Consider the following 23,337-nt stretch of genomic DNA (forward strand, 5'->3'; position numbering starts at 1 on the left):
AGGGGGCCACGCATCCCACTGCGTGTCACATACCAGCCCACCGAGGGAGGGAGCGCAGCGACCGACCGACCTGCCGCGCAGCGGCAGTGCGTGGCAAAGTTGCTGACGCCTGCGGGGGTCATAGACAACCAGCCCCCTTTAGGGGGCCACGCATCCCACTGCGTGTCACATACCAGCCCACCGAGGGAGGGAGCGCAGCGACCGACCGACCTGCCGCGCAGCGGCAGTGCGTGGCAAAGTTGCTGACGCCTGCGGGGGTCATAGACAGCCAGCCCCCTTTAGGGGGCCACGCATCCCACTGCGTGCCACATACCAGCCCACCGAGGGAGGGAGCGCAGCGACCGACCGACCTGCCGCGCAGCGGCAGTGCGTGGCAAAGTTGCTGACGCCTGCGGGGGTCATAGACAGCCGCAGTGCGTGGCAGAGTTGCTGACGCCTGCGGGGGTCATAGACACTCAGAACCGGCCGCTGACGGCGAGGCCGAGCTGCCCGGGCGCGAGGGCGAAGCTGGCCGCGAGCCGCCGCTTGTGCAGCGCACCGACCACGGTCATGGCGATGCCTCCGAGCAACAACACCCCGCCCGGCACGCCCATGGTCACCGCCGCGCGATCGCGGGCGTCGGCGAAGCAGTTGTTGCCCGCGGCCGGATCACAGGCCGCGGTCTGGCTCATGGCGATCGCGCCGCCGACGAGGACCGCGCCCGTGATCGTGGCGCCGATCCCCGCGCCGATCCAGCGCCGCGCCGCCAGGGCCTCGGGGCTGTCGCGCAGCGAATCGTAGTCGTCGTCGATGAACTCGTCGTCGTCGTCGATGAACTCGTCGTCGTCGAAGTCGGGCTCTGGGTCATCATCGAGCGCGGGCGCGGGCGGGCTCGCCGGGTTCAGCTCCGCTGGCGGCGGGGCGGGCTCGGCCTGTTCGCCGGGCTCGTCTTCGACGTTGGGGAGCGGGTCGGGCTCGCCCGCGTCGACGAGCTCGTCCGGTGGCTCCGCGGCGACCTCGACCGGCTCGTCCTCGGCGCTGAGCTCGACCGGCGGCGCGGCCGACCCGGTCAGCGGGGCGAGGGTCAGGCCGAGGGCGACAGCGACGCTGACGATGGCGCGGGACGGCGGCTCCAGCATGGACGCGAACACAGTAGAGCGCGGGCCCAGCGTTGCCAAGCTCATCGATCCTGACGCTGGATCCAGGTGTCTGCCCGGTGGCGCGCGTCGCGATCGCGGGCGGCCCAGGCCATCTGCGAGGTCGCGCCCGTGCCCCACCCGAGGTCCGAGACCGCGATCACGCCGACGCCCTCCTCGGGGCTGATCTCTCGGGTCACCAAACGGATCGCGTCGGCCGGCGTCTGGCCCCGAGCGAGCAGCTCGTAGACCCGCGCCGCGACCAACTCACGAATGATCGCCTCGCCCTTGCCGGTCGCCGCGACCGCGCCGTGCGGACCGGCGTAGAGCCCGGCCCCGAGCAGCGGCACGTCGCCGACCCGACCGTGAATTGCGAGCGTCGTGCCCCCCGTCGACAGCGCGGCCGCGTAGCGCCCCTGCGCCGTACGCACGACCACGCCGACGGTGTCCTTGGTCTCGTCGGGGGTCTCGTCGGGCGCCTCGCCCTGCGCCCCAGCCTCTGCGGCCTCGAGCAGCGCCATCGCCTCGTCGAGCTTGGCCGGCGCGGGGGTCGCGAAGTTCCAGTGCCGCCGCCAGTCCCACTCGGACCAGGGCCCGGCCTCGCCCGCGAACAGCTTCGCGTAGCCCCGCGCGAGCTTGGCCCGGGCCTGTGGGGTCGAGAGGTCCCGGGCCTCGAGCCCCAGCGTGCCCGCGAACGCCTGGGCGCCCTCGCCGACCAGGAGCAGGTGCGGCGAGGCGGCGACGGCCTCGGCCACGCGGATCGGGTGGCGAAGATCCGCGATCCCGGCGACCGCACCGAAGCGCGCGCGGTCGTCCATGAGCGCGGCGTCGGCCTCGATGCTGCGCGCGTCGAGGCGCAAGTTGGCGCCGGTCCCCGCGTTGAAGCGCGGGTCATCCTCGAGCGACTCGATCGTCGCGATCGCGGCCGCGACCGCGTCCTCGCCCTCCGACTCGAGCCGCGCGAAGCCCCGGTCGACCGCGACCGCGGGCCCATCGCTGCGCGAGGCCGGCGAGCCCTGCCCGCCGTGCGCGAGCACCAGCGGACCGACGCGCGCCGGATCGCTCGCCGCTCGCTCGACCGCGACCGCGTCCACGCTCCGCGGCGGGACCTCGCCGACCCGGGGCCGCGGGTCGCAGCCGAGCGCGAGGGGCAGGACCACGAGCGACAACCACGCGCGCAGCGAAGCGGCGCGGCTCGGAGAGGGTCGCGGGGCGCGGAGCGGCGCTGCTGCCAGCCTCGATCGTCGTCGCATCGGCCCAACCTATCGCAGGAGGCCGCTTGCGTCTGCTCGGCGCGACCGTCAAGCTTGGCCCGTGTACGGCGCCCTCCCCCTCGCGTTGGCCCTGACCCTGGGCCCCGCCAAGACCCCCGCCGAGACCCCCGCCGGCCGGGGCGCCGAGCACCAGACCCCGCTCAGCACCGAGCAGTGCCGCGAGCAGCAGCTGGACTTCTTCGTCGGCTTTGGCCCCGCCGAGGCCCCGACCCTGCTGAAGGTCTACCTCGATCCAACCGAGACCGAGACCAGCCCGCTGCGCGTGTGGCTCGAGCTCCGGCGGATCGCCGGCGAGCGCGGCGACGAGCTGCGCGTCGAGCTGATCCCAACCCGCGGCGGCCTCGCCAACCCCGACCCCGAGCCGGACTCCGTGCGCCTGTGGTTCATGGCCGTGGCCGCGCTCGGCGAGCTCGAAGAGGCCCTGCGCCTGCTCGATCGCCAGGACTGGCTGCGGATCGCGGCCGAGCTGCGCAGCGAAGACGGCCGAGACAGGCTCGCGCGCGCGGTCGGGCTCGACGCCGACGCGATCGAGGCCCTGCGCACGGGCGCGGCGGGGGGCTGCCTCCGCCGCAGCCTCGACCGAGCGTCCGCGGGCCTCGCGGTCCAGACCATGGGCCAGCGCTCATCGCTCATCGGCGTGGTCGATCGCGCGGGCACCGAGCAGTTCCAGTACGTCGACGCCGAGCTCAGCGAGCTGCGCACGCAGATCGATCGCCTGGTCACCGCCCCCAGCTACGCCGACGTGGCGATCGGCTTCGTGCCCTTCGGCCCGTCGATGATCAGCCGGACCTCGCGCCTCGATCGCACCTTCCCGGAGACCGGCGTGCTCGTCGGCGGCGAAGCCCTGCCCCACCGCCTCGTGATCTTCGTCGAGGATGAAGAGCACGGCCGCCTGCCCGACTGGCTCGGCCCGGCGATGCGCTACCGGACGCAGCACCCGGGTCGGATGTCCGTCCAGCTGATCGCCGCGGGCGTCGGGAGCCGGGCGATCGGGCTGCGGCGGCGGCTGTGCGCGGCCCGGACCCTCGGCCTCGAGGTCGAGTACTTGCTGCTGCTGTCCGAGCACCCCGCGGCCCGCCGCCTCCACGAGACCGATCTCCACGAGGTCCTCCAGCCCGTCGCCGACTCCGATGCATGCAGTGACAGCGAGCCGCTCGAGTCGCCGGGCGTCGGCGAGGAGCCGAGCTCGCGGCGCGGCGGCGACTTCGGTCATCCCCGCGGCGCGTGGTTCGACGGGCGCCCGGTCAACCCCGCCGACCTCGAGAGCCTCGAGTGGCAGCTCGACAGCGATCTTCAGCCGAGCATCATCGACTGGCTCACGACCCCCGACAGCCAGGCCATGGACGTTGTTTCGCCCGGGTTTTGAGCCCGAGCAGGCCACGCGCAAACGAGCTATCATCCGCGGCCACCCATGGACCTCAAGTACTGGGCCGCGACGGACGTGGGGCGCAAGCGCACCCACAACGAAGATAATTTCCTGATCGATCAGGATCTGCGCTTGTTCGTGGTCGCCGACGGCATGGGCGGTCACGCCTCGGGCGAGGTCGCCAGCGCGATGGCGGTCCACACGATCCGCGGCATCCTCGCGCGCGAGCAAGACCTGTTCGAGGCCGGCCGCGACGACGACCCGACCTGGCACATGGAGATCTGCATGCTGCTCGAGTACGCGGTCCACATCGCGTGCGAGCAGATCTATCGCAAGGGCGTGCAGGAGCCCGAGAAGAAGGGCATGGGCACCACGGTGGTGTCGCTGCTGATCGTCGGCGATCGCGGCTACATCGCCTACGTCGGCGACAGCCGCATCTACCTCCTGCGCGGCGGCATCGTCTACCAGCTGACGGAAGATCACTCGCTGATGAACGAGCTGATCCGCCAGGGCAAGATCACCGCCGAGGCGTTCGACGAGAGCCCCTACGCCCAGTTCAAGCACGCCATGACCCGCGCGGTCGGGCCCAACGAGAGCGTCGAGGTCGACACCCTCGACTTCGACATGATCCCCGGCGACTCGTTCTTGCTGTGCAGCGACGGGCTCTACGAGTACCTCGACGACACCGACATCTCGCGGATGTTGTCGCTGACCGAGGTCAAGGACATCCCCGGCCGGCTGATCGACATGGCCAACACCCGGGGCGGCAAGGACAACATCACCGCGCTGATCATCCAGGTCCCGGAGAACGCCGACGGCAGCGATCGCGCGGCCGAGATCAACTTCACCCTCGACACGCTCAAGTCGATCCCGCTGTTCGCCGCCCTGACCTACCAGCAGCTGGTGAGGATCATGAACCTCACCCGGATCATCCCCTTCGACGCGGGCGACCAGCTGTGCCACCAGGGCCAGCCCGCCGAGGAGCTGTTCGTGATCCTGCGCGGCGTCGTCGAGCTCGAGTCCAACGGCTCGCACGTCGCCACGCTCTCGCAGGGCTCGCACTTCGGCGAGATGGCGCTGGTCGACACGGCCCCGCGCTCGGCCACGGCCACGGCCCTGCGCCCGGGCAAGGTCCTGCTCATCAACCGCGAGGACTTCTTCGAGATCCTGCGCAAGGAGGCCCCGCTCGCCGTCAAGCTGCTGTGGGCCTTCGTCCAGGAGCTCAGCTCGCGCCTGCGTCAGACCAACCTCGACCTCACGCACGCGCGCACGGACAGCGCGGGGGCGCGCGCCGGGGGCGGTGTCGCGGGCGCGGAGCCCAGCGACGAGATCGTCGACCTCAGCGAGGAGATCGTCGTCAGCGAGTCGCACACCGAGCTGACCCTCGACGAGTCCCTGCGCGAGGGCAGCGACACGCTGGAGCTCGACCCCGAGGAGGTCGAAGAGCTCGACGAGCTCGACGAGCTCGGTCCGGGCGTCGCAGCCGGTGAGCTCGTCGAGGGCCGCGCCGAGCCCGACCGCGTCCTTCCAGGGCGCGGCGCCGGGCGGTCGACCCTGCCCAACGTCGCCAACCCCAACGCCGGTCGCTTCGGTGCTGGCGTCGGCACCTCCCCCGCCCCAGACGCCAGCGGCGCCCCTCATTCGCGCGACGCGTCGTCCAAGGACTAGGACTAGGACTAGGGTGACTCCGCTGCTGCCTGACGCCGCTGACAAGGCGGCGGCGCCTGGCATGGTCGTTGCTCACAGATCCGAGCCGCGATGTGGGATCAAACGAGTACCGTGGGAGATGAGACAATGTCGAAACCCGTGGCGCTCCTGTACGTGCCGCTGTGGGCCCTGCGGGCCAACGAGGCGAGCGCCATGGTCGGTCTGGGTGGAGGTCACTCGCGCCGGCTCGGCTGGTGGTGCGTGGTCACGCTCGTGTTGGTTCGGGTGTTCCTGCGGCTGCCTCGGATCGCGCGCTGGCATCAGGAGCAACGCCGCGCGGCGCTCGAGCGCGAGGCGATCGGTGCTCGCCAGCAGCTCATCGCGCAGCTCTCGCCCTCCCAGGTGCGGGAGCTGACCCAGCTCGAGCGCCTCGTCGACTACGTTCGCCAGCGCCAGCTAACACGCGATCAACAGACCGACTCGGAGCTCGTGTGTCGCCTCGACCAGCTGCTGTGGGAGTTTTCGCAGCGGGCCCGGCGACTCCAGGTCGCCCGCAGCGCCCTCGCGCTGACCCAGGGCGACACGGTCGAGAGCGTCGAGGTCGACGATCCCGTGTGCCCCGAGCTCGCGCAGTGGCGAGCGATGGCCCGGGCGCTGTGCGTTCGGCGGATCGAGGAGCTCGAGACCGAGCTCGCCCGCATCTCCCAGGTCGTGCGCCTGGTCTACGAGCAGACCCTCGCCTGTCACCTGCTCGGGGAGCCGGTCGACGCTGCCCTCGACGACGTGGTCGAGGAGGCCAGGCTCGCGCTCGTGGTCCGCGGGGAGGTCGAGGCCACGGTCGCCTGCCCGGCCTGAGCGACGCAGCCGCCGCACGGACGAATGCGCGAAATTTCTCGTCCTTGGGGGAAAGCACCTCGGCCGCGCTGGCCTCGTCGGGCCCCACGCCCAGCGAAGCAGAGGTCGCCTCAGCGGCACAGGCCGTGCAACCGAGCGCGATCACGAGGACAGATGATGGCCAAGCTCAGCGAAACCACGCCAGCCTTCACCCCGACCCCCGCGATCATCGACGATCCCGACCGGGCACGACGGGGCGCCCTCGGCGTCACGACCGGGCCCGTCGCGCGGACCCTGTTTGCGATCCCGTTTTTGGTCTTCGGCCTCAACCACTTCTTGATGACCAAGCAGATGGCCGCGCTGGTCCCGGAGTGGCTGGGCGCGCCCTCGTTTTGGGTCTACCTCACGGGCGCCGCGATGATCGCGGGCGCGATCGCGATCGTCACCGGGCGCTTCATCATCCCGGCCGCGATCGGGCTCGCGAGCATGCTCGCCGTGTTCATCCTGACGATCCACATCCCCGGGATGATGCACGAGCAGACCATGCAGCTCTCGATGATCAGCGCGCTCAAGGACTTCGCGTTGGGCGCCGCTGCGCTCATGACAATTCGTGCCGTGGGTCACGATCCGACCTCGGCTTGAGTCGGTCGAGGCCGGCGCGTGTGCCAAGATGGCGGGGTGAAGCGGTTGCCCCCGACGATCTTGCTGTGCCTCGCCAGCCTCGCCTCCTCGCCCGGCTGCGGCGAGGATCACGAGGCGCCCCACGGACCCGAGTTTCACTTTGGCCCGGCGCCCGAACAAGGGCCCGCGAGCGCGGCCCCGGCAGACGTCCACGCCGACGAGGCCGACGAGACCGACGTGGCCGAGGTGGCCGACGAGGCCGCGGCTCCGGGCGTGCGCGAGGACGGCAGCATCGTCTCGGCGGTCCAGTGGTTCGAGGGCGGGCTCGAGCAGGCCCTCGCCAGGGCCGAGTCCGAGGGCAAGCTGGTGTTCGTCGACGTCGGCGCGTACTGGTGCCCGCCCTGCCACGAGCTCGATGAGAAGACCTTCACCGACCCGCGCGTCGGCCGATGGCTGGCCGAGCGCGCCATCGCCGTCCACGTCGACGCCGAGAAGGGCGAGGGCCCGGACCTCGTCGAGCGCTACCAGGTTCAGGCCTACCCGACCCTGCTGATGCTCGAGGCCAACGGGATCGAGAAGGGCCGGCTCGTCGACTTCATCGAGCCCGAGGCGCTGCTGACCAAGCTCGAGGCCCTCGCCGGGGGCGACAACGTGCTCACCGAACTCGAGGCCGCGGTCGCGGCCGCGCCCGACGACGTCGAGGCCCGCTATCGCCTCGGCCACGCCTACGTCCTCGCCGCCCGCCGCGACGAGGCCGAGACCCTCTACGCCAGCGTCGTCGCCAATGACGCCGACAACGCCAAGGGCCTCGCCAGCAAGGTCGGCTACGACCTCGCGATGTTCTTCACCCTCAAGCTCGACAACGATCCCGAGACCGCGATCCGCGAGCTCGAGGCGCTCCAGGCCAAGTTCCCGACCAGCAGCGAGGCGACCAAGGCCCACCGCATGATCGGCCGCGCCTACTGCCAGCTCGGCAAGCCCGACGAGGCCGCGGCCGCGCTCGAGGCCATGGTCGCCGCCGATCCAGACGACGTCGGCCGCAAGTCGAGCTTCGGGTGGTTCGCGTTTCGCCAGAACTGCCGGCCCGACGCCGGGCTCGCGGCGGTCCTCGCCGGCATCGAGCAGGCCCCCGAGGACGCCGAGCTGCGCTACCTCGAGGCCGAGCTGCGGCGGCTGCTCGGCGAGCCCGAGCTCGCCCTCGCGGCGATGGAGGCCGCGCTCGAGCGTGAGCCCGAGAGCGCGTACTACCGGCGTCAGGTCCGTCGCTTCGAGGCCCTCGCCCGGGGCGACGCCGAGCCCGCGCACTGAGGGTCTGGCGCGAGCTCGAGCTGCAAGTCCGCGACGGCGAGGGCCGCTGGGTCATCCACGAGGCCGGGCCCGGGCAGCGCCTCGCGATCGCGGCGCTCGGAGTCGAGCTCGAGGTCGAGGCCATCTACCGCGACGCGATCGCCACACCTGCCTGAGCGCAGGGATCGAGCGGGCGCGGGGCCGGGTCCTTGCTATCGTGGGACCGGTGTTCGAGGCCGTCATCGCCGCCGCGATCATCGTCGCGCTGATCGCCGCCGCGATGATCCCCCCGCTGACCCTGCTGTGGATCGGCGTCGGCGTCGGCAGCCTCGGGGTCCTGCTCGGGATGCCCGCGGGCTTCGTCTACCACGGGCTGCTGTGGCGAGCGCTGCGGGCCGAGGAGCTCGGGACCGAGGGCATGTGGCTGCGGCCCTACCGGCTCCACGCCAAATTGTCGGACCCCCAGCGCGAGAAGGTTCAGGCGTGGTTCGCGGCCGGGGCCCTCGGCTTTGGCCTGACGATGCTCGGGGCGACCGCCGTGGTCACAGGCCTGGTCCGGCTGGCCGGGCAGTGAGCTCGTCGACACTGGCGAGGCGCGGGGCCGGGTTCAGGCGGTCACGAGCAGGATCGAGATCGACGAGCTCGCCGTGGCGGCCGAAGCCAACGATCACGTCGTGCGCGGCCATCAGCTCGACGAGCTGCGCGCCGTTGACCAGGCGCAGGCGCGGCTCGGCGGCCCCGGCCTCGCGCGCGGCCTTCGAGAAGTCCGAGGTCGTGATCAAGATCGCCTGGCCGAGGCGCCCGCGGACGAGCACGCCGATCATCTCGTCGACGACCCGCCGACCCAGCGACCTCGCCCAGCGCTTGGCCTGGGCCGCGACCGCGAGCTCGTGGCCCCAGCGGTCGCGGTGGACCGCGAGCACGTCGACGCCCCCGTCCCCGCTGCCCCCGACGACGCGGACCTGCCCGTAGCCCATCGCCGCGAGCAGCTCGGCGCAGATGCCCTCGAAGCGCGCGGGCGTGGCCCGGTGGAGCCAGTCGAGGGTCCGCTGCTTGGCCACGGCGTTGTGGTGGGCGACCATGCGCTCGAGCTGCTCCCCGAGCTTGGGGATCGCCAGCGCGCCCGCGGCCGGCTGCTCGGGCCCGATGAGGTAGCGACGCCAGCGAAGCAGGGTTCGGGCCCGGCGCCTGGCCGTCGAGCTCGACAGCCCGGTCAGCGCCTCGATCCGCCGGGCGAGCTCGGCGCTGGTCAGCGACTCGCCCGCGAACAACGAGGCGAAGGGCGCGAGCGGGGGCGCGGCCGCGATCGCCTGGCGAAACACGGCCCGCTCATCGAGCGAGCCCTCGGCCGTCGCGAGCAGGCGCTCGCCGAGGCTCGTGATCCGCAAGCCCTGCTCATCGCGCTCGGCGAGCGCGAGCAGCTCGGCGCCGTGGCGGTAGTAGTTGAAGTGGCGCGCGTCGACGCCGAGGTACTCCTGCAGCGTCGCCGGGTGGCTGACGCCGTCGCGGATCGCCAGCGCGAGGCGCCGCAGGTGGGCGAGTCGATCGGCCTGGGGTATGTCGATAGTTCGGCAAGTCGCGGGCTGAGGTCGGCGATACTTCGCGACCGTCTTCCCAACTCGAAGCGCACGACCCACGGTCTGAGCCTGCCATGGCCAGCCGAGGTCCGGCTACCCCGCCGCGAGGTCGGGCCCGCGCGCGGGCTCGCGCATACGAGCGAGGTCGAGCTCGACCGGCTAGCAGCCCGGGCTGCTAGTCCACGCGGCGAAACACCACGTAGTGAAACTGACCGCTGTCGCTGTTGAAGCGACGCTGCTCTCGCCAGCCCGCCTTGAAGCGCTCACGGTCGACCAGCTCGCGATAGATCTTCCCCCGCGGCGCGATCTTCTTGGCGCTGCGGCTGTGCACGACGATCACCCGCGGTCGCTGCTCGTCGAGGATCCAGTCGGCCGCGCGGCTCGGGTCACCGCGCAGGGGCGGCTCGGCGAACTGTGGCGTGTTGAGACAAAAGGCGTCGAGGATCGGCGCGTCGCCGGTCCAGCCCGCCACGCCGACGTCCCCGAGCAGGGCCCGCTCGCCAGGGTCGAGCTCATGGGCGAGGTAGCGCCCGAGCGCAGCGCGAGCGCGGGTCCGCGCGCCGTAGCCCTTGGCGCGCGCCTCCAGGTCTTCGCGCTCCGGGAGCCCCCCCAGCGGCGAGGCGCTGGCCAGGACCGCGAGCAAGAGCGCAGGCTCGACCCAGCGCGCCGCGATCCCGCGCCCGACCCACGCGGCCAGGCGAGTGGCGCTCACGCCCGCGAGCACGCACAAGAGCGCGTGGGCGGCGAGGAAGTGGCGCAGGTCGTGTCCGATCAGCGGATCGGCGCCGACCAGCGCGAGCGCGTAGACGGCCGCGAGGGCGATCGGCAGCAGCACGCGAGCGTCGAGTGAGCGCAGCGGCCACAGCAGGGCCAGGACCAGGGTCAAGGGCGCCGCGGACCAGTAGGCCCCGAGCAGCGCGAAGCGATCGTGATGACCGGTCTTGCACCGGACGGTGTTGGGCAGGAGCTCGCCGAAGTAGGCGTGGCGCCACGCCGCGTAGGCCAGCATCAGGGGCACGAACACGCCGACGAAGCCGAGCACCGCGCGGCGGTAGCCGCGGCCGTCGAAGCTGCGATCGTCCGACCGAGAGTCGATCCACAGCTGGGCCCCCGCGCCGACCCCGACGGCGGCCGCGACCAGCGGACCCTCGGGCCGCAGCAAGGAGCCCAGCATGCACAGGCCCCCGGCCACCGCCAGCGCCCGCGGACGCAGGGGTCCGCGGGCGAGGCCGACGCTGTCGCCTCCGCCGTCGCCCGCGTCGAGCTCGACCCGCTCGAAGCCGAGCCCGCGCAGGCACGCGAGCACCACGCCACAACACAGGGCGACGTACACCGAGGTCTCGAGCCCGCTGACCGACCACCAGATCACGCCGCGCTGCAGCGAGTAAAACGCGAAGGGCAGCAGGGCCGGGAGCGGCCGCACGAAGCGTCGGGCGATCGCCCACTGGAGATAGGCGATCGCGACGAGCGAGGCGCAGCCGAGCAGCTTGAGCGGCGCGGCGTCGAGCTCTCCGAGCGCGCCGAAGCCCGCGGCGATGACCACGTAGGCGAAGTTCGAGTAGCCCTCGACCGGGGCCTCGCCGAGGTTCCAGACCAGGCCGTCCCCGGCCAGCAGGTGCCGGGCGTAGCGCAGCGTGATGTAGGCGTCGTCGGTCGTGAACGACCAGGCCGCGGCGACCCGCGCGAGCGTGCGCCAGGCCAGCCACGCGCACGCGAGCACGAACGCGACCGCGCCGAAGCGCTCGAGCTTGCGACGGTCTCCCGGGACCTCGGAGCCCGCGCGAGCCGAGGGTGTCGGGCCGCAGGCCCGAGTCAGGCGACGATGAGCATCGCGCTGCGGCCCCTTCCCCATCGCCCGCTCAGGTCCCGGCCCGCAGCCGCCCCGGTCGCGCGTCGTGCTCGCGCAGCCAGGCGTCGACGGCGTCGCGCTCGGTGTGGACGAGCACGACCACGAGCTCACCGGGCTCGGCGAGCTCGAGCGCGGCGTCGAGCGACGCGACCTCGGACTCGGTGTGAAGGATCGCGCCCGGGTCGAGGCCGGCGGCGCGCAGGGCCTGATCGAGGATCCGCGGGACCTCGCCCGGCGCCCGCCCGCGCCGGTGACTGCCGAGCTCGCGCACGATGATCCGCCGCGGCCGAAACGAGACCAGCGCCCTCGCCTGGGCCCGGAGCTGGTCGTCGCCGCGGTCGCCGGCCATGCCAAAGCACAGCAGCGGCCGCCGAGCGAGGCCGCGCACGAGCTCGGAGATCGCCTCGAGCCCGGCGAGGTTGTGGGCGAAGTCGAGCAGCAGGTCGACGGTCTCGCCGCCTCGCCGCGTGACCTGCCAGACCCGCGCGCGCCCGGGGTTGTCCTCGGGTCGGGCTCCAAACTCGCGCAGCCCGGCGACGATCGCCGCGTCGTCGAAGCCCAGCCCCCGAGCCGCGGCCGCGGCCGCGAGCGCGTTTTGGACGTTGTGACGCGCGAGGCCCCCGAGGCTCAGGGGCATCTCGTCGACCCGGCACAGCTCGCTGCGCTCGAGCCCGACGCTCCGGACCACGCCCCCCTCGACGACGGTCCAGACCTCGCCGCCGCGGGCCCGCGCCTCGGCGAGCACGGGGTTGTCGGGCTCGCTCGAGACCCACACGATCGGGGCGGCGAGCTCCTGTGCGGCCGCCCAGGCGACCAGCGCCGGGCTGTCGGCGCCAAGGACCACGCGGCCGCCGGGCGCCACGATCTTCGCGACGATGCCCTTGGCCATCGCCATGCCCTCGACGTCGAAGATGCCGTACTCGCCGAGGTGATCGCTGGCCACGTTGGTGACGACGCCGACCGCACAGCTCGAGACCGCCGCGCCGCGCCGCAGCAGGCCCCCGCGCGCCGTCTCGAGCAGCGCGAGCTCGATCGCCGGGTTGCGCAGGACCGCCCGGGCCCCGCCGGGCCCCGTCCAGTCGCCGGACTCGACCTCGCGCTCGTCGACGCACAGCCCGTCCGTAGACGTGTTGCCGACGCGCACGCCCTGCCTGGCGGCGATCCGCGCGAGCAGCCGCGTGGTCGTGGTCTTGCCGTTGGTCCCGGTGATCAGCGCGATCGCTCGCCCGCGGAGGCGGGACCAGTCGAGCGACTCGGGCTCGGGCAGCGCGGCGACAGGCCAGCGCCCCGAGTCCGCGAAGTAGCCGAGCGAGAGCTCGTCGTCGTCGATCAGCCACGGGACCCCGCGGGCCTCGGCCGCGGCGATCAGCGCGAGCGCGCCGCGACGCTCGGCCTGCTCTTGCGCGGCCACGGCCGCGAGCCGAGCCATGGCGGCTGGCTCGGGCTCCGCCTCAGCTTCGAGCCGGGCCACGGCGACCGCCCACTCGTTGACCTCGGTCGCGGCGTAGAGGCGATCGACCGCCGCGCTGAACATCAGCTCGGCCCCGCGCAGGCCCTCGGGCGACTCGAAGGGGCGCGCGTGGAGCTCGGCGGTCCAGCCGAGCGCGGTCAGGGCCCGGGCCAGCGCCTCGCGCCAGCGGCCGATGAAGGCCTCACGGTCGACGCCCGCGCCAAAGCGCAGCTCGACCACGGCGCCCGCCGATCGGCAGTGCAGGTTGGGCCCCGTCAGCCGGCGCGAGTCGACGAGTTCGACCGCCGGGCCCACGCTCAGTCGTTCTCCTCGCGCGCCAGGCGGACCCCGCGCTCGTCGACGATCACGTCCTTGTCGCGCCCGATCGTCAGGGGTCGCGGGTCGCGAACCGGCTCGACGTCCCCCCCGCCGACCTCGACCTCGGCCCCCGCCCCGGCTTCGGCCTCGGCGGTCGCAAGGGGCACGATCGGGTGCGAGCCCGTCGCGAGGTCGCCGATCTGATCCTTGCCGGGGCTGGCCCCGGCCTCGCCAAAGCGAACGATCTGCTTCCAGCACCGGGTGATGTCGTCGCCGAAGATCACGAGCAGATCGCCGCGCTCGCCCGCGGCGAGTCCGGCGAGGATCGCGTCCTGCTCGTCCTCGATGATCGTGATCGCCTCGTCGGCCACGCCCGCCGAGCGCAGGGCCGCTCGCAGCAGCCCGGTGACCTCGCCCGGCTCGCGCCCGCGCAGCGAGTCGTCGCGCCGGAGCACGAAGCGGTCGAAGGCCGTCGCCGCGGCCGCTCCGATCGCGCGGATGTCTTCGTCACGGCGATCGCCGGGGGCCGAGAGCACGCACAAGCGCCGCCCGTTGACCTCCATCCGCCGCGCGGTCTCGGCCATCGCCGCGACCGCGGCCGGGTTGTGGCCGTAGTCCAAGATGACCTTGAAGGGCAGATCATCGAACACGTTGAGGCGCCCGGGGGCCTGGAAGAAGGTGGTGTCGAAGGTCCGCAGCCCGACCCGGATGTTGTCGACCTTCACGTCCATGACCCAGGCGATCAGGGCGGCGAACATCGCGTTTTGGACGTTGAACAGCGCCTTGCCCTCGAGCGTGGCCGGGATCAGGTGGGTCCACAGCAGCGGGATGTGGCTGCCGCGATCGTAGAGCGTGATCATCTGCCCGTTGATGCCCTCTTCGAGCACGCACGCGGCCCCGCCCGCGCGGATGTGCTCGCGGACCAGCTCGTGCTTGGGGTTTTGCGTCACGTAGGCGATGCGCTTGGCCCGGGAGTAGTCGGCCATCTCGAGGCAGCGCCGGTCGTCGGCGTTGAGCACCGCGCAGTCGCGGCTGACCTCGACGACGATCCGCTTGAGCGCGGCGAGCTCCTCGACGCTGTCGATCCCGCCGAGGCCGAGGTGGTCGGCGCTGACGTTGAGGACCGCGCCGACCTTGTTGGACCGGTAGCCGAGCCCGGCCCGCAGCAAGCCGCCGCGGGCGGTCTCGAGCACCGCGGCGTCGACCGAGGGATCGCGCAGGACCATCTGGGCCGAGACCGGCCCGGTCATGTCGCCGCCGACGGTCCGCTCGCCGTCGATGTAGACGCCGTCGGTCGTGCACAGGCCGACGGTGTGGCCCGACATCTTGAGGATGTGCGCGACCATCCGGCTGGCCGTGGTCTTGCCGTTGGTCCCCGTGATCGAGGCGATCGGGATCCGCGTGGGTGTGCCCGGCGGGAACAGCATGTCCATGACCGGCTCGGCGACGTCGCGGGGCGTGCCCTCGGTCGGGGCCACGTGCATGCGGAAGCCCGGCGCCGCGTTGACCTCGCAGATCGCCCCGCCGACCTCGCGATAGGAGCGCGAGATGTCGCGGGTGATGAAGTCGATGCCGGCGACGTCGAGGCCGATCGCCGACGCGGCCCGCTGGGCCATCTCGCGGTTGTCGGGGTGGACGACGTCGGTCAGATCGACCGCGGTCCCGCCGGTCGAGAGGTTGCCGGTCGAGCGCAGGTAAAAGACCCGCCCGGCGGCGAGGACCGAGTCCTTCGTCTCGCCCGCGAGCTCGAGCAGGCGCGTGGCCTGGTGATCGAGCTCGATCCGGGTCAGGACCTTCTCATGGCCGATGCCGCGGCGCGGATCCGAATTGACCAGGTCGATGAGCTGCTCGACGGTGTGCTCGCCGTCGCCGACGATGTGGCCCGGGACGCGCTTGGCGACCGCGCGCAGCGTGCCGTCGATGACCAGCATCCGGTGGTCGAAGCCCTCGATGTAGGTCTCGACGATGATCGTGCGCGAGTGCTCCCGGGCCTTGTCAAAGGCCACGCGCACGGCCTCCTTGTCGCCGAGGTTGATCGACACGCCGCGCCCGTGGTTGGCGTTGAGCGGCTTGACGACGACCGGGAAGCCGAGCCGCTCGGCCGTGGCCGCGGCCCGCTCGGCGCTGCGGACCAGGTACTGGCGCGGGACCGGGAGCCCGAGGTCGGCGAGGATCTGGTTGGTCTCTTCCTTGTCCGAGGCGATCTCGACCGCGATGTGGCGGGTCTCGGAGGTGACCGTGGCCTGGATCCGCTTTTGGTAGCGACCGTGGCCGAGCTGGACCAGCGAGTAGTCGTTGAGCCGCAGCCACGGGATGTCGCGGGCCTCGGCCGCGCGGACCAGCGAGGCCGTCGAGGGCCCGAGCTGGCGGCGCTGGGCCATGCCGATCAGATCTTCGAGCTCGTCGGCGAAGTCGAGCTCGGCCTCGTCGGGCACGCCGTCGAGGCCGAGCGAGGCCGGGATCAGCGAGTGGAGCAGGCGCAGCGCGAGCTTGCCCGCGGCCGCGCCGACCCGCTCCTCCTCGAACTGGTAGATGACGTGGTACTCGCCCTCGACCCCGGCCCCGCGGGTCTTGCCGAAGCTGACGTCGGCGCCCGCGAGGTTCTGGATCTCGATCGCGACGTGCTCGAGCACGTGGCCGAGCCAGGTGCCCTCGTCCTCGCTCAGGCGACGGATGAAGCCGCCCGCCCCGCCGAAGGAGCAGCCGTGCTCGTCGAGGGTCGGGATCGCCGCGAGCAGGGCATCGACGAAGCCCGGCAGCTTCGCGCTCGGCCACTGCTCGAGCTCGCCGAGCGCGACGCGCAGGCGGATGACCGGAAAGTGGGCGTAGAGGTTCGGGCCGCGGTAGATGCGTTGCTCGAGGATCTTCATCGGGACCTAGCGAAGGGCGAGGGTCCCGAGCATGCCTTTAGCAGCCCGTGGTGCAAACCTTCACGTCGCCTCGCGCCGGAAATTTCGTCGAGGGCACGAAGCCAAGACCAAACGAGGCGGCGCGACGGGGTGCACCACGGGCTCCTGGCCCCCCGCTGCTTCACTCAGTCCGTCACGCCAGGTGGCGGCGTCGCGACCCTCGCGTGCAGATCGAAGCGCGACCCACCGTTGAGAATGTGGAGCTTGATACCGGTCATGCAGATGCTGTCGCCGGCCGCCGCCGCCCCCATCGACGAGTGCTCGAGCTTGCTGGCGTCGATGACCGTGATCGCCCCGCTGCCGATGACCTCGAGCCGGTCGTCGCCGTCGATGAACGCGGCCGTGTCCTCGTCGAGCCCGATGCCGACCGCGAAGGGGTTGTAGGCCAGGGCCGCGAGCAGCCGGCCGATGCGGTCGCGCTGGCGAAAGTGCTGGTCGATGACGACGCGGTTGGTCAGGCCGAAGCCGGGCGCGAGCGAGACCATGCCCGCGCGCGGGGTCGCGCCGGACTTGCCAAACGCGATCATGTGCTCGGACAAGATCGCCGCCCCGGCCGAGGTCCCCCCGACCGCGACCCCGCGGGCGTTGGCCGTGCGGATCGCCCGGGCGACGTCGGTCCCGCCGAGGATCGTCGAGATCCGCAGCTGGTTGCCGCCGGTCAAGAACACGCCGGTCGCCCCGCGGAGGTAGGCGAGCCACTCGGGGTTGTCGGCGTCGACGCGGCGCTTGTAGTCGAGCACCCGGGCGTCGCCGGCCCCGAGATCACCAAAGATCCGCTCGTAGCGGGCCCCGGTGTCGTCGAGACGCGAGGCCGTCGGGATCACGGCGATGCGGGCCTCGTCGGCGCCCGAGATCTCGACGAAGCGCCGGAGGATGATCGGGTCGCTGTCCTTGTCCTCGGCGCCGCCGACCGGAACGATGTATCCGCGACGCTGGTTGTCTTCGATCTTCGCAGGGGACACGGGATGCCTCTAGAGGCGATGTGTCGCCGATGCGGGCCCGTTCCACAAGCCCGCGAAGCCCGCGTCAGCCTGGTTCAGCCGGTCCGCTTGATCAGGTGGTAGCCAAAGTCGGTCTCGACCACGCCGCTGACGTCACCGATCTCCATCGAGAAGGCCGCGGTCTCGAAGGCCGGGACCATCTGGCCCTTGCCAAACTGGCCGAGATCGCCGCCCTTGCGGCCCGAGGGGCAATCCGAGTGGGTCTGCGCGAGCTCGGCGAAGTCGGCTCCGCCGTCGACCTTGGCCTTGATCTCCTTGATCAGCTGATCGGCCTCGGCCTTGCTGCGGGTCGCGCTCGACCGCGCAGAGCCCTTGTACATGAGCAGGATGTGTGACGCGCGCACGCTGGACATGGGCCGTTGGTACCAGCCGATCGCGCGCTTGACCAGGGAGCTCGCTCCGTCAACGCGCACGCGAAGGGAGCTTCGCGTTGACGCTCACTTTGGTTGGGAGCCCTCGAAGGGACCGCGAACGACGGCCTCAGCTCCGCGCACGAGCCAACGACCGCGCGCGAGCAGCCCGTCGACCTCGAGCGCGTCATCGAGGATCAGCAGATCGGCGTCGTGACCCACGGCGATCTCCCCCTTGCCGCGCAACCGTAGCAGCCTCGCGACGTTGGTCGTGAACAGCGGCAGCAGCTCGGCGAGCTCGAGGCCGTGGTCGGCGCTCGCCTCGCGGATCGTGGCCAGGAGCGTCGCCGACTGACCGACGCCGTAGTGCTCGAGCTGCCCCTGGGCGTCGAAGTGGGGCATGCAGCCGCCTCCGTCCGAGGAGCAGGTCAGGTGCGAGAAGGGCAGCCCCTCGCGCTTCCACGCGGCGATCGCCTCGGCCGCCGAGAGCCCCTCGCCGACCTCGTCGGCCGGGAACGCGGTCAGATCGATGCAGGGCGCGAGCTCGGGCGCGCCGCGGACCAGCGCCGAGGCCTCCGTGAACAGCTCGCGCTTGCGGTTGACGTGGGTCGGGTGGAACACGCGAGCCGGCAGCTCGCTGTGTTCGAGGGCCCGACGGACGAGCTCGAGCCCGCGCGCGCCGTCGCCGAGGTGGAGGTGGAGCACGCCGGCCTTGCCGCTGATCATGCCGGCCACGTGGACGTCGGCGGCGACGCGCAGGAACTCGTCGAAGCTCGGCTGCGACGAGCGGTGATCGCTGATCGCGAGCTCGCCGACGCCGATGACCGGATCGACGAACACGATGTCGTCGCGGACCGAGCCCGTCAGGGTCTTGACCGGGATCTCGTAGTTGCCGGTCCAACACCACGCGCTGAGGCCCTCCTCGCGCAGGGCGTAGGTCCGCGCGAGCAGCTCGCGCATGGTCCGGGTCGTGGCGTCGGTCCCGAGCAGCCCGACCACGCTGGTGACCCCGGCCAGGCTCAGCTCGGTCAGGGTCAGGGGCGGCACCCGGCTGGGGAAGCCGCCCTCCCCGCCCCCGCCCGTGACGTGGACGTGGGCGTCGACGAGTCCCGGGACCACGCGCCGACCGGCGCAGTCGTGCTCGTCGACGCGGAGGCTGGCGGGCAGCGCCTCGAGGGCCGCGTCGCGCTCGGACAGCGCGACGATGTGCGAGCCGGCGATCAACAGATCCCGGCGCCCGAGGGGCGCGGGAGCGTAGAGGTCGGCGTCGCGCAGCAGCGTCAGCATCTACAGACCGTAGCGCTCGCGGAGGTGGTTGAGCAGGCCCTTGCAGGCGGCCTCGACCAGATCGAAGGCCAGGCGAAAGTCCTCGGGCCCGCCGTAGTAGGGATCGGGGATCTCCGCGCTGTCCGGCGAGATCGGGTCGAAGGCGCGCAGCAGCCTGATCTTGGCCCTGGCCTCGGCGCTCGGGGCCAGCGCCTCGAGATCACTGACGTTGCCGCGGTCCATGCCGATCAGCAGGTCATGGTTGTCGAAGTCCTCGGGCGTGATCTGGCGGGCGATGCTGTGGAGCTCGAAGCCGCGGCGCCGGGCCTCCTTGCGGGCCCGCTTGTCGGCCAGCTCGCCCTTGTGCCACGCCCCGGTCCCGACGCTGTCGACTCGGATCCGCCCGCGGAGGCCCACGTCTGCGACGAGCTTGGTGAGCACCCCCTCGGCCGTGGGCGAGCGGCAGATGTTGCCGAGGCACACGAAGCAGATGCTGACCTTCTTCTGGGCGGGAGCGCTCATGAGACTCGAGACCGACGGCGCGTCGGTCAGCTCAGCCGATCGAGCAGCGCCTGCTGCTTGGCGAGATTGTCGCGAAGGTCGGCCTGGCGCAACCTCTCCTTGGCCACGACCTCGGCCGGCGCCCGCTGCAAGAATTTCTCGTTGGCGAGCTTCTTGTCGAGGCCCCCGAGCTCCTTGCGCTTCTTGGCGATGTCCTTGGTCAGCCGCGCGCGCTCCTCGTCGAGATCGACGAGCCCCTCGAGCGGCAGCCCGACCTCGAAGCCGGCGACGACGGCCACCGAGCACTGTTTGGGCAGGCTCGCGTCGCGCCCGAGCACGGTCAGCGACTGCATGCGACCGACGAAGCTGGCGGGCTCGCGGATCCGCTCGAGCGAGGCGAGGATCTCGGGGTCGTCGCTGCGGACGAGGACCTCGACGGGCTGGGCCGGTGAGATCTTGGACTCGGCCTTGAGCATGCGGTGGCTGGTGACCACGGCGATCAGCCGCTCGATGTCGCGCTGAGCCTCGGTCACCCGCGCGTCGGTCAGGATCGAGCCGACGGCGTGGACGGGTCCGGCCATGGTCCGGGACGCGCCCTCGCCCTCCGACAGCGGCCACGCGGCCATCATCAGGGTGCCCGACCCGCTCGCCTCGGGTTGCGAAGCTTTGGGCAAGCGCTGCCAGATCTCCTCGGTGATGAAGGGGATCATCGGATGCAGGACGCGCAGGACGAGGTCGAAGACCGTGGCCAGGGTGCCCTGCGTCGCCGCGCGCTCGGCCGGGTCGGCGTCGGCGGCGAGGCGGCGCTTGGCGAGCTCGAGGTACCAGTCACACAGCTCGTGCCAGACGAACTGGTAGGCCGCGTGGGCGGCGAGGTCGAGGCGCCAGCCGTCGAGCTGGGCGGCGAAGCCCTCGGCGAGCTCGAGCGCGCGGCCGAGGATCCAGCGGTCGGCGATCGACAGCCGCGCGAGGCCGTCGTCCGCGTCGAGGACCTCGGCGCGCCAGCGATCGAGATCGAGCCCGTCGAGCTTCATGCTCGCGAAGCGGGCCGCGTTCCACAGCTTGTTGCAGAAGTTCCGGTAGCCCTCGACCCGCGCGCGCGAGAACACGATCCCGGTCTCTTGCCCGGCCATCGTGCACAGGTAAAAGCGCAGCGCGTCGGCCCCGTAGGCGTCGACGAGCTCGACGGGGTCGACGACGTTGCCCTTGGTCTTGGACATCTTCTGGCCGTCTTCGCCGAGCACCATCGAGTGGAGGTAGACCGTCCGAAACGGGACCTGGCCGGTGAAGTGGAGCCCGAACATCATCATCCGCGCGACCCAGAAGAACAGGATGTCCCAGCCCGTCTCCATCAGCGAGGTCGGGTAGAAGCGATCGAGCTCGCTGTCTTCGGCCGGCCAGCCGAGGGTCGTCAGGGGCCACAGGCCCGACGAGAACCACGTGTCGAGCACGTCCTCGTCCTGGTGGATGGCGGCGCTGCCACAGCCCGCGCACGCGCTCGGATCCTCGCGCGCGACCGTGATGTGGCCGCACTCGTCGCAGTGCCACGCCGGGATCCGGTGGCCCCACCACAGCTGGCGAGAGATGCACCAGTCGCGGATGTTCTCCATCCAGCGGAAGTAGTCGGCGGCGCGGTGCTCGGGGTAGATCACCGTGGCGCCGCTGCGCACGGCCTCGATCGCGGGCCCGGCGAGGGGCCCGACGTCCACGAACCACTGGAACGAAGGCAGCGGCTCGACGATCACGCCCGAGCGCTGGCTGCGACCGATGCTGAGCGCGTGGGCCTCGGTCTTGACGAGCAGGCCCTCGGCCTCGAGATCGGCGAGCACCGCCGCGCGGGCCTGTTTGACCGTGAGCCCGACGTACTTCTCGGGCGCCGGGGCCTGGATCTTGCCGTCGAAGTCGATGATCTGGATGAGCTCGAGATCGTGACGCTTGCCGGTCTCGAAGTCGTTTTGGTCGTGGGCCGGGGTGACCTTCACGGCCCCGGTGCCGAACCCGACCTTCACGAGGATCGCGTCGGCGATGATCGGGACCTCGCGTCCGGTCAGCGGCAGCTTCACGCGCTCACCGATCAGATGCTGGTAGCGCTCGTCGTCGGGGTGCACGGCGACCGCCGCGTCGCCGAGCATGGTCTCGGGGCGCGTGGTCGCGACCACGAGCTTGGTGTCGGGGCGCCCGGCGACCGGGTAGGCGATGTGCCAGAGGCTGCCCTGGGTCTCCTCGTGCTCGACCTCGAGGTCGCTGAGCGCCGTGTGCGAGCCCCAGTCCCAGTTGATCAGGCGATAGTCGCGGTAGATCAGCCCCTGCTCGTGGAGCCGGACGAAGGCCTCGCGGACCGCCCGGGACGAGACCTCGTCCATCGTGAACCGGTAGCGCGACCAGTCGAGCGAGGCGCCGAGGGCCTCGTGCTGGCGATCGATGATGCCGCCGTGGGCTTGTTTCCAGTCCCAGACCCGCTCGAGAAACGCCTCGCGGCCGATCTCGTGGCGGCTCTTGTTCTCGCGCGCGAGCAGGTCTCGCTCGACCATGACCTGAGTTGCGATGCCAGCGTGGTCGGTGCCCGGCAGCCACAGGGCCCGAGCGCCGCGCATGCGATGCCAGCGGACGAGCGTGTCTTCGATCGTCGCCGTGAGCGCGTGGCCCATGTGCAGGCGGCCGGTGACGTTGGGCGGCGGCAGGACGCAGGTGAAATGGGGACCGTCGCCCTCCGCCGGTGAGAACAGGTCATTGTCGCGCCACTGCGCGTACCACCGCTTCTCGACCGTCGCCGGCTCGTAGACCTTGGCGAACTCCTGATCGGACATCGCGTGAACCTGCCACAGCAAGCCGGGCATTGCACCGGGTCACGACACCACGCAGACACCACGCAAGAGGCCCGTGCGATTCCTCGCACGGGCCCAACTCGAGCGGCCTGAAGCGGCACGACGCGTGCGCGCCTGGAGCTACTGGACCTTCTGCTTGATCAGCTCTTCGGCGAGGTCGGGCACGACCTCCCAGACCACCTGCTCGACCACTTCCTGGCTGAGCTGAAGGAGCGCCTGCACAGCGGCTGGATCGAGGCCGGCGACGGCGCCGTTGGTCCCGGCCGCAGCCTTGATGCGCTCGAGCATGCCGGAGGTCGGCGAGCCCGCAGCGGTGAAGGGGATCGGGATCGCGATCGGGATCTGGCCAGCGGGGGCGGACGACGGCGCCGAGCCCGATGCCGAACGTGGCGCAGAACCTGGAGCCGATCGTGGCGCCGATCGTGGCGCAGACCGTGGCGCAGAAGCCGGGGCCGAAGACGGCGCGCGAGCGGGCCGAGCTGCCGGAGCTCGCGCCGCGGGCTTGGCCGCAGGCTTGGCAGCCGCGGGTGGACGCGCCGCTCCGGGCGGACGCGCCGCTGCAGGCGGACGCGCCGCTGCAGGAGGACGCGCCGCTGCGGGCGGACGCGCCGCTGCAGGAGGACGCGCCGATCCGGGCGGACGCGCCGCTGTGGGCGGACGGGCGGCCGGAGGCCTCGCGGCTGCGGGCGGCTTGGCGGCCGCGGGCGCCCGCGCGGCAGGAGCCGCTGCGGGCGGTCGCGCGGCGGCGGCGGGACGAGCCCCCCGACCGAGCGAGGCGGCGACCTTGTCGATCAGCTCCTGGCTGTCGAAGGGCTTGCCGATGTAATTGTCAGCGCCGGCCGCGGAGATCTCGGCCTCACCGATGCCGCCCTTGGCGGGGATCAGCATGATGACCGGGATGTTGGCCGTTGCCGGGTTGGCCTTGAGCGCCTGTACGACCTCGAAGCCGCTCGGCTCACCCGGGGCGAGGCTATGATCGATGAGGATGACGTCGGCCTGCATCTGCTTGGCCCGAGCGACGGCCTCGGATCCCTTGCTCACCGCGGTCACCTTCGCGTCCTCAGCCGCGAAAGTGATCTTGATGGCCAAGCGCATTGTCTTGGAATCGTCGATCGCAAGGATCTTGGTGGGCATATGTGGGGTCCCC

Annotated in this window: 18 protein-coding genes; 6 read left to right on the top strand and 12 right to left on the bottom strand. The window is 71.8% G+C overall.

What is annotated here, in order from left to right; genetic code table 11:
• Window positions 1-455: 455 nt before the first annotated feature.
• Both ENSA5_RS24480 and ENSA5_RS24485 read right to left on the bottom strand, forming a co-directional pair.
• Window positions 456-1,118: a hypothetical protein gene (locus tag ENSA5_RS24480; RefSeq protein ID WP_146156070.1), complete on the bottom strand. Its 663-nt coding sequence runs from the start codon at window positions 1,116-1,118 to the stop codon at window positions 456-458.
• 41 nt (window positions 1,119-1,159) lie between these two features.
• Window positions 1,160-2,275 (bottom strand): isoaspartyl peptidase/L-asparaginase, encoded by a 1,116-nt coding sequence (locus ENSA5_RS24485; protein WP_181198099.1) that lies wholly within the window; start codon window positions 2,273-2,275, stop codon window positions 1,160-1,162.
• A gap of 154 nt (window positions 2,276-2,429) precedes the next feature.
• Between ENSA5_RS24485 and ENSA5_RS24490 the strand changes: the two genes are divergently transcribed.
• From ENSA5_RS24490 to ENSA5_RS24515, 6 genes are all read left to right on the top strand, one after another.
• Window positions 2,430-3,755 carry a hypothetical protein gene (locus tag ENSA5_RS24490; RefSeq protein WP_106394118.1) on the top strand — a complete coding sequence of 442 codons (1,326 nt, stop codon included), beginning with the start codon at window positions 2,430-2,432 and terminating at the stop codon, window positions 3,753-3,755.
• Window positions 3,756-3,800: 45 nt separating this feature from the next.
• Window positions 3,801-5,423, top strand: coding sequence for a cyclic nucleotide-binding domain-containing protein (locus ENSA5_RS24495; protein ID WP_106394119.1), 1,623 nt, complete (start codon window positions 3,801-3,803; stop codon window positions 5,421-5,423).
• 126 nt (window positions 5,424-5,549) lie between these two features.
• The gene (locus ENSA5_RS24500; protein ID WP_146156071.1) at window positions 5,550-6,257 is read left to right on the top strand and encodes a hypothetical protein; all 708 of its coding nucleotides are present in this window, start codon (window positions 5,550-5,552) and stop codon (window positions 6,255-6,257) included.
• A gap of 153 nt (window positions 6,258-6,410) precedes the next feature.
• A complete protein-coding gene (locus ENSA5_RS24505) occupies window positions 6,411-6,878 on the top strand; it encodes a DoxX-related protein (protein WP_181198100.1) in 468 nt (155 codons plus the stop codon).
• Window positions 6,879-6,914: 36 nt separating this feature from the next.
• A complete protein-coding gene (locus tag ENSA5_RS24510; RefSeq protein ID WP_181198101.1) occupies window positions 6,915-8,165 on the top strand; it encodes a tetratricopeptide repeat protein in 1,251 nt (416 codons plus the stop codon).
• 205 nt (window positions 8,166-8,370) lie between these two features.
• Complete coding sequence (locus tag ENSA5_RS24515) at window positions 8,371-8,718, top strand: hypothetical protein (RefSeq protein ID WP_106394123.1); 348 nt, start codon at window positions 8,371-8,373, stop codon at window positions 8,716-8,718.
• Here the strand turns inward: ENSA5_RS24515 and ENSA5_RS24520 are convergent.
• The 10 genes from ENSA5_RS24520 to ENSA5_RS24565 form a co-directional block, all read right to left on the bottom strand.
• On the bottom strand, window positions 8,687-9,781 hold the full coding sequence (locus ENSA5_RS24520) for a restriction endonuclease (protein ID WP_106394124.1): 1,095 nt from the start codon (window positions 9,779-9,781) through the stop codon (window positions 8,687-8,689). The two genes, ENSA5_RS24515 and ENSA5_RS24520, sit on opposite strands and share 32 nt — an antisense overlap.
• A 115-nt stretch (window positions 9,782-9,896) precedes the next feature.
• Window positions 9,897-11,573, bottom strand: coding sequence for a DUF8728 domain-containing protein (locus ENSA5_RS24525; protein ID WP_106394125.1), 1,677 nt, complete (start codon window positions 11,571-11,573; stop codon window positions 9,897-9,899).
• 7 nt (window positions 11,574-11,580) lie between these two features.
• Entirely contained in the window at window positions 11,581-13,335 is a 1,755-nt protein-coding gene (locus ENSA5_RS24530) for a Mur ligase family protein (RefSeq protein WP_106394126.1), read from the bottom strand.
• Window positions 13,336-13,337: 2 nt separating this feature from the next.
• Entirely contained in the window at window positions 13,338-16,208 is a 2,871-nt protein-coding gene (gene cphA, locus ENSA5_RS24535; protein ID WP_106394127.1) for a cyanophycin synthetase, read from the bottom strand.
• Between the two features lie 164 nt (window positions 16,209-16,372).
• Window positions 16,373-17,209: a cyanophycinase gene (locus tag ENSA5_RS24540; protein ID WP_106394128.1), complete on the bottom strand. Its 837-nt coding sequence runs from the start codon at window positions 17,207-17,209 to the stop codon at window positions 16,373-16,375.
• A gap of 74 nt (window positions 17,210-17,283) precedes the next feature.
• The gene (locus ENSA5_RS24545) at window positions 17,284-17,601 is read right to left on the bottom strand and encodes a peptidylprolyl isomerase (protein WP_106394154.1); all 318 of its coding nucleotides are present in this window, start codon (window positions 17,599-17,601) and stop codon (window positions 17,284-17,286) included.
• Between the two features lie 84 nt (window positions 17,602-17,685).
• Window positions 17,686-18,885 carry a beta-aspartyl-peptidase gene (iadA, locus tag ENSA5_RS24550; protein ID WP_106394129.1) on the bottom strand — a complete coding sequence of 400 codons (1,200 nt, stop codon included), beginning with the start codon at window positions 18,883-18,885 and terminating at the stop codon, window positions 17,686-17,688.
• Window positions 18,886-19,386, bottom strand: a complete 501-nt coding sequence (locus tag ENSA5_RS24555) for a low molecular weight protein-tyrosine-phosphatase (RefSeq protein WP_106394130.1) — start codon at window positions 19,384-19,386, stop codon at window positions 18,886-18,888.
• Window positions 19,387-19,412: 26 nt separating this feature from the next.
• Window positions 19,413-22,202, bottom strand: coding sequence for a valine--tRNA ligase (locus ENSA5_RS24560; protein ID WP_219906851.1), 2,790 nt, complete (start codon window positions 22,200-22,202; stop codon window positions 19,413-19,415).
• Between the two features lie 108 nt (window positions 22,203-22,310).
• Window positions 22,311-23,324: a response regulator transcription factor gene (locus tag ENSA5_RS24565; protein WP_106394131.1), complete on the bottom strand. Its 1,014-nt coding sequence runs from the start codon at window positions 23,322-23,324 to the stop codon at window positions 22,311-22,313.
• Window positions 23,325-23,337 lie beyond the last annotated feature (13 nt).

The sequence above is a fragment of the Enhygromyxa salina genome, from assembly GCF_002994615.1.
GTDB lineage: Bacteria > Myxococcota_A > Polyangia > Nannocystales > Nannocystaceae > Plesiocystis > Plesiocystis salina_A.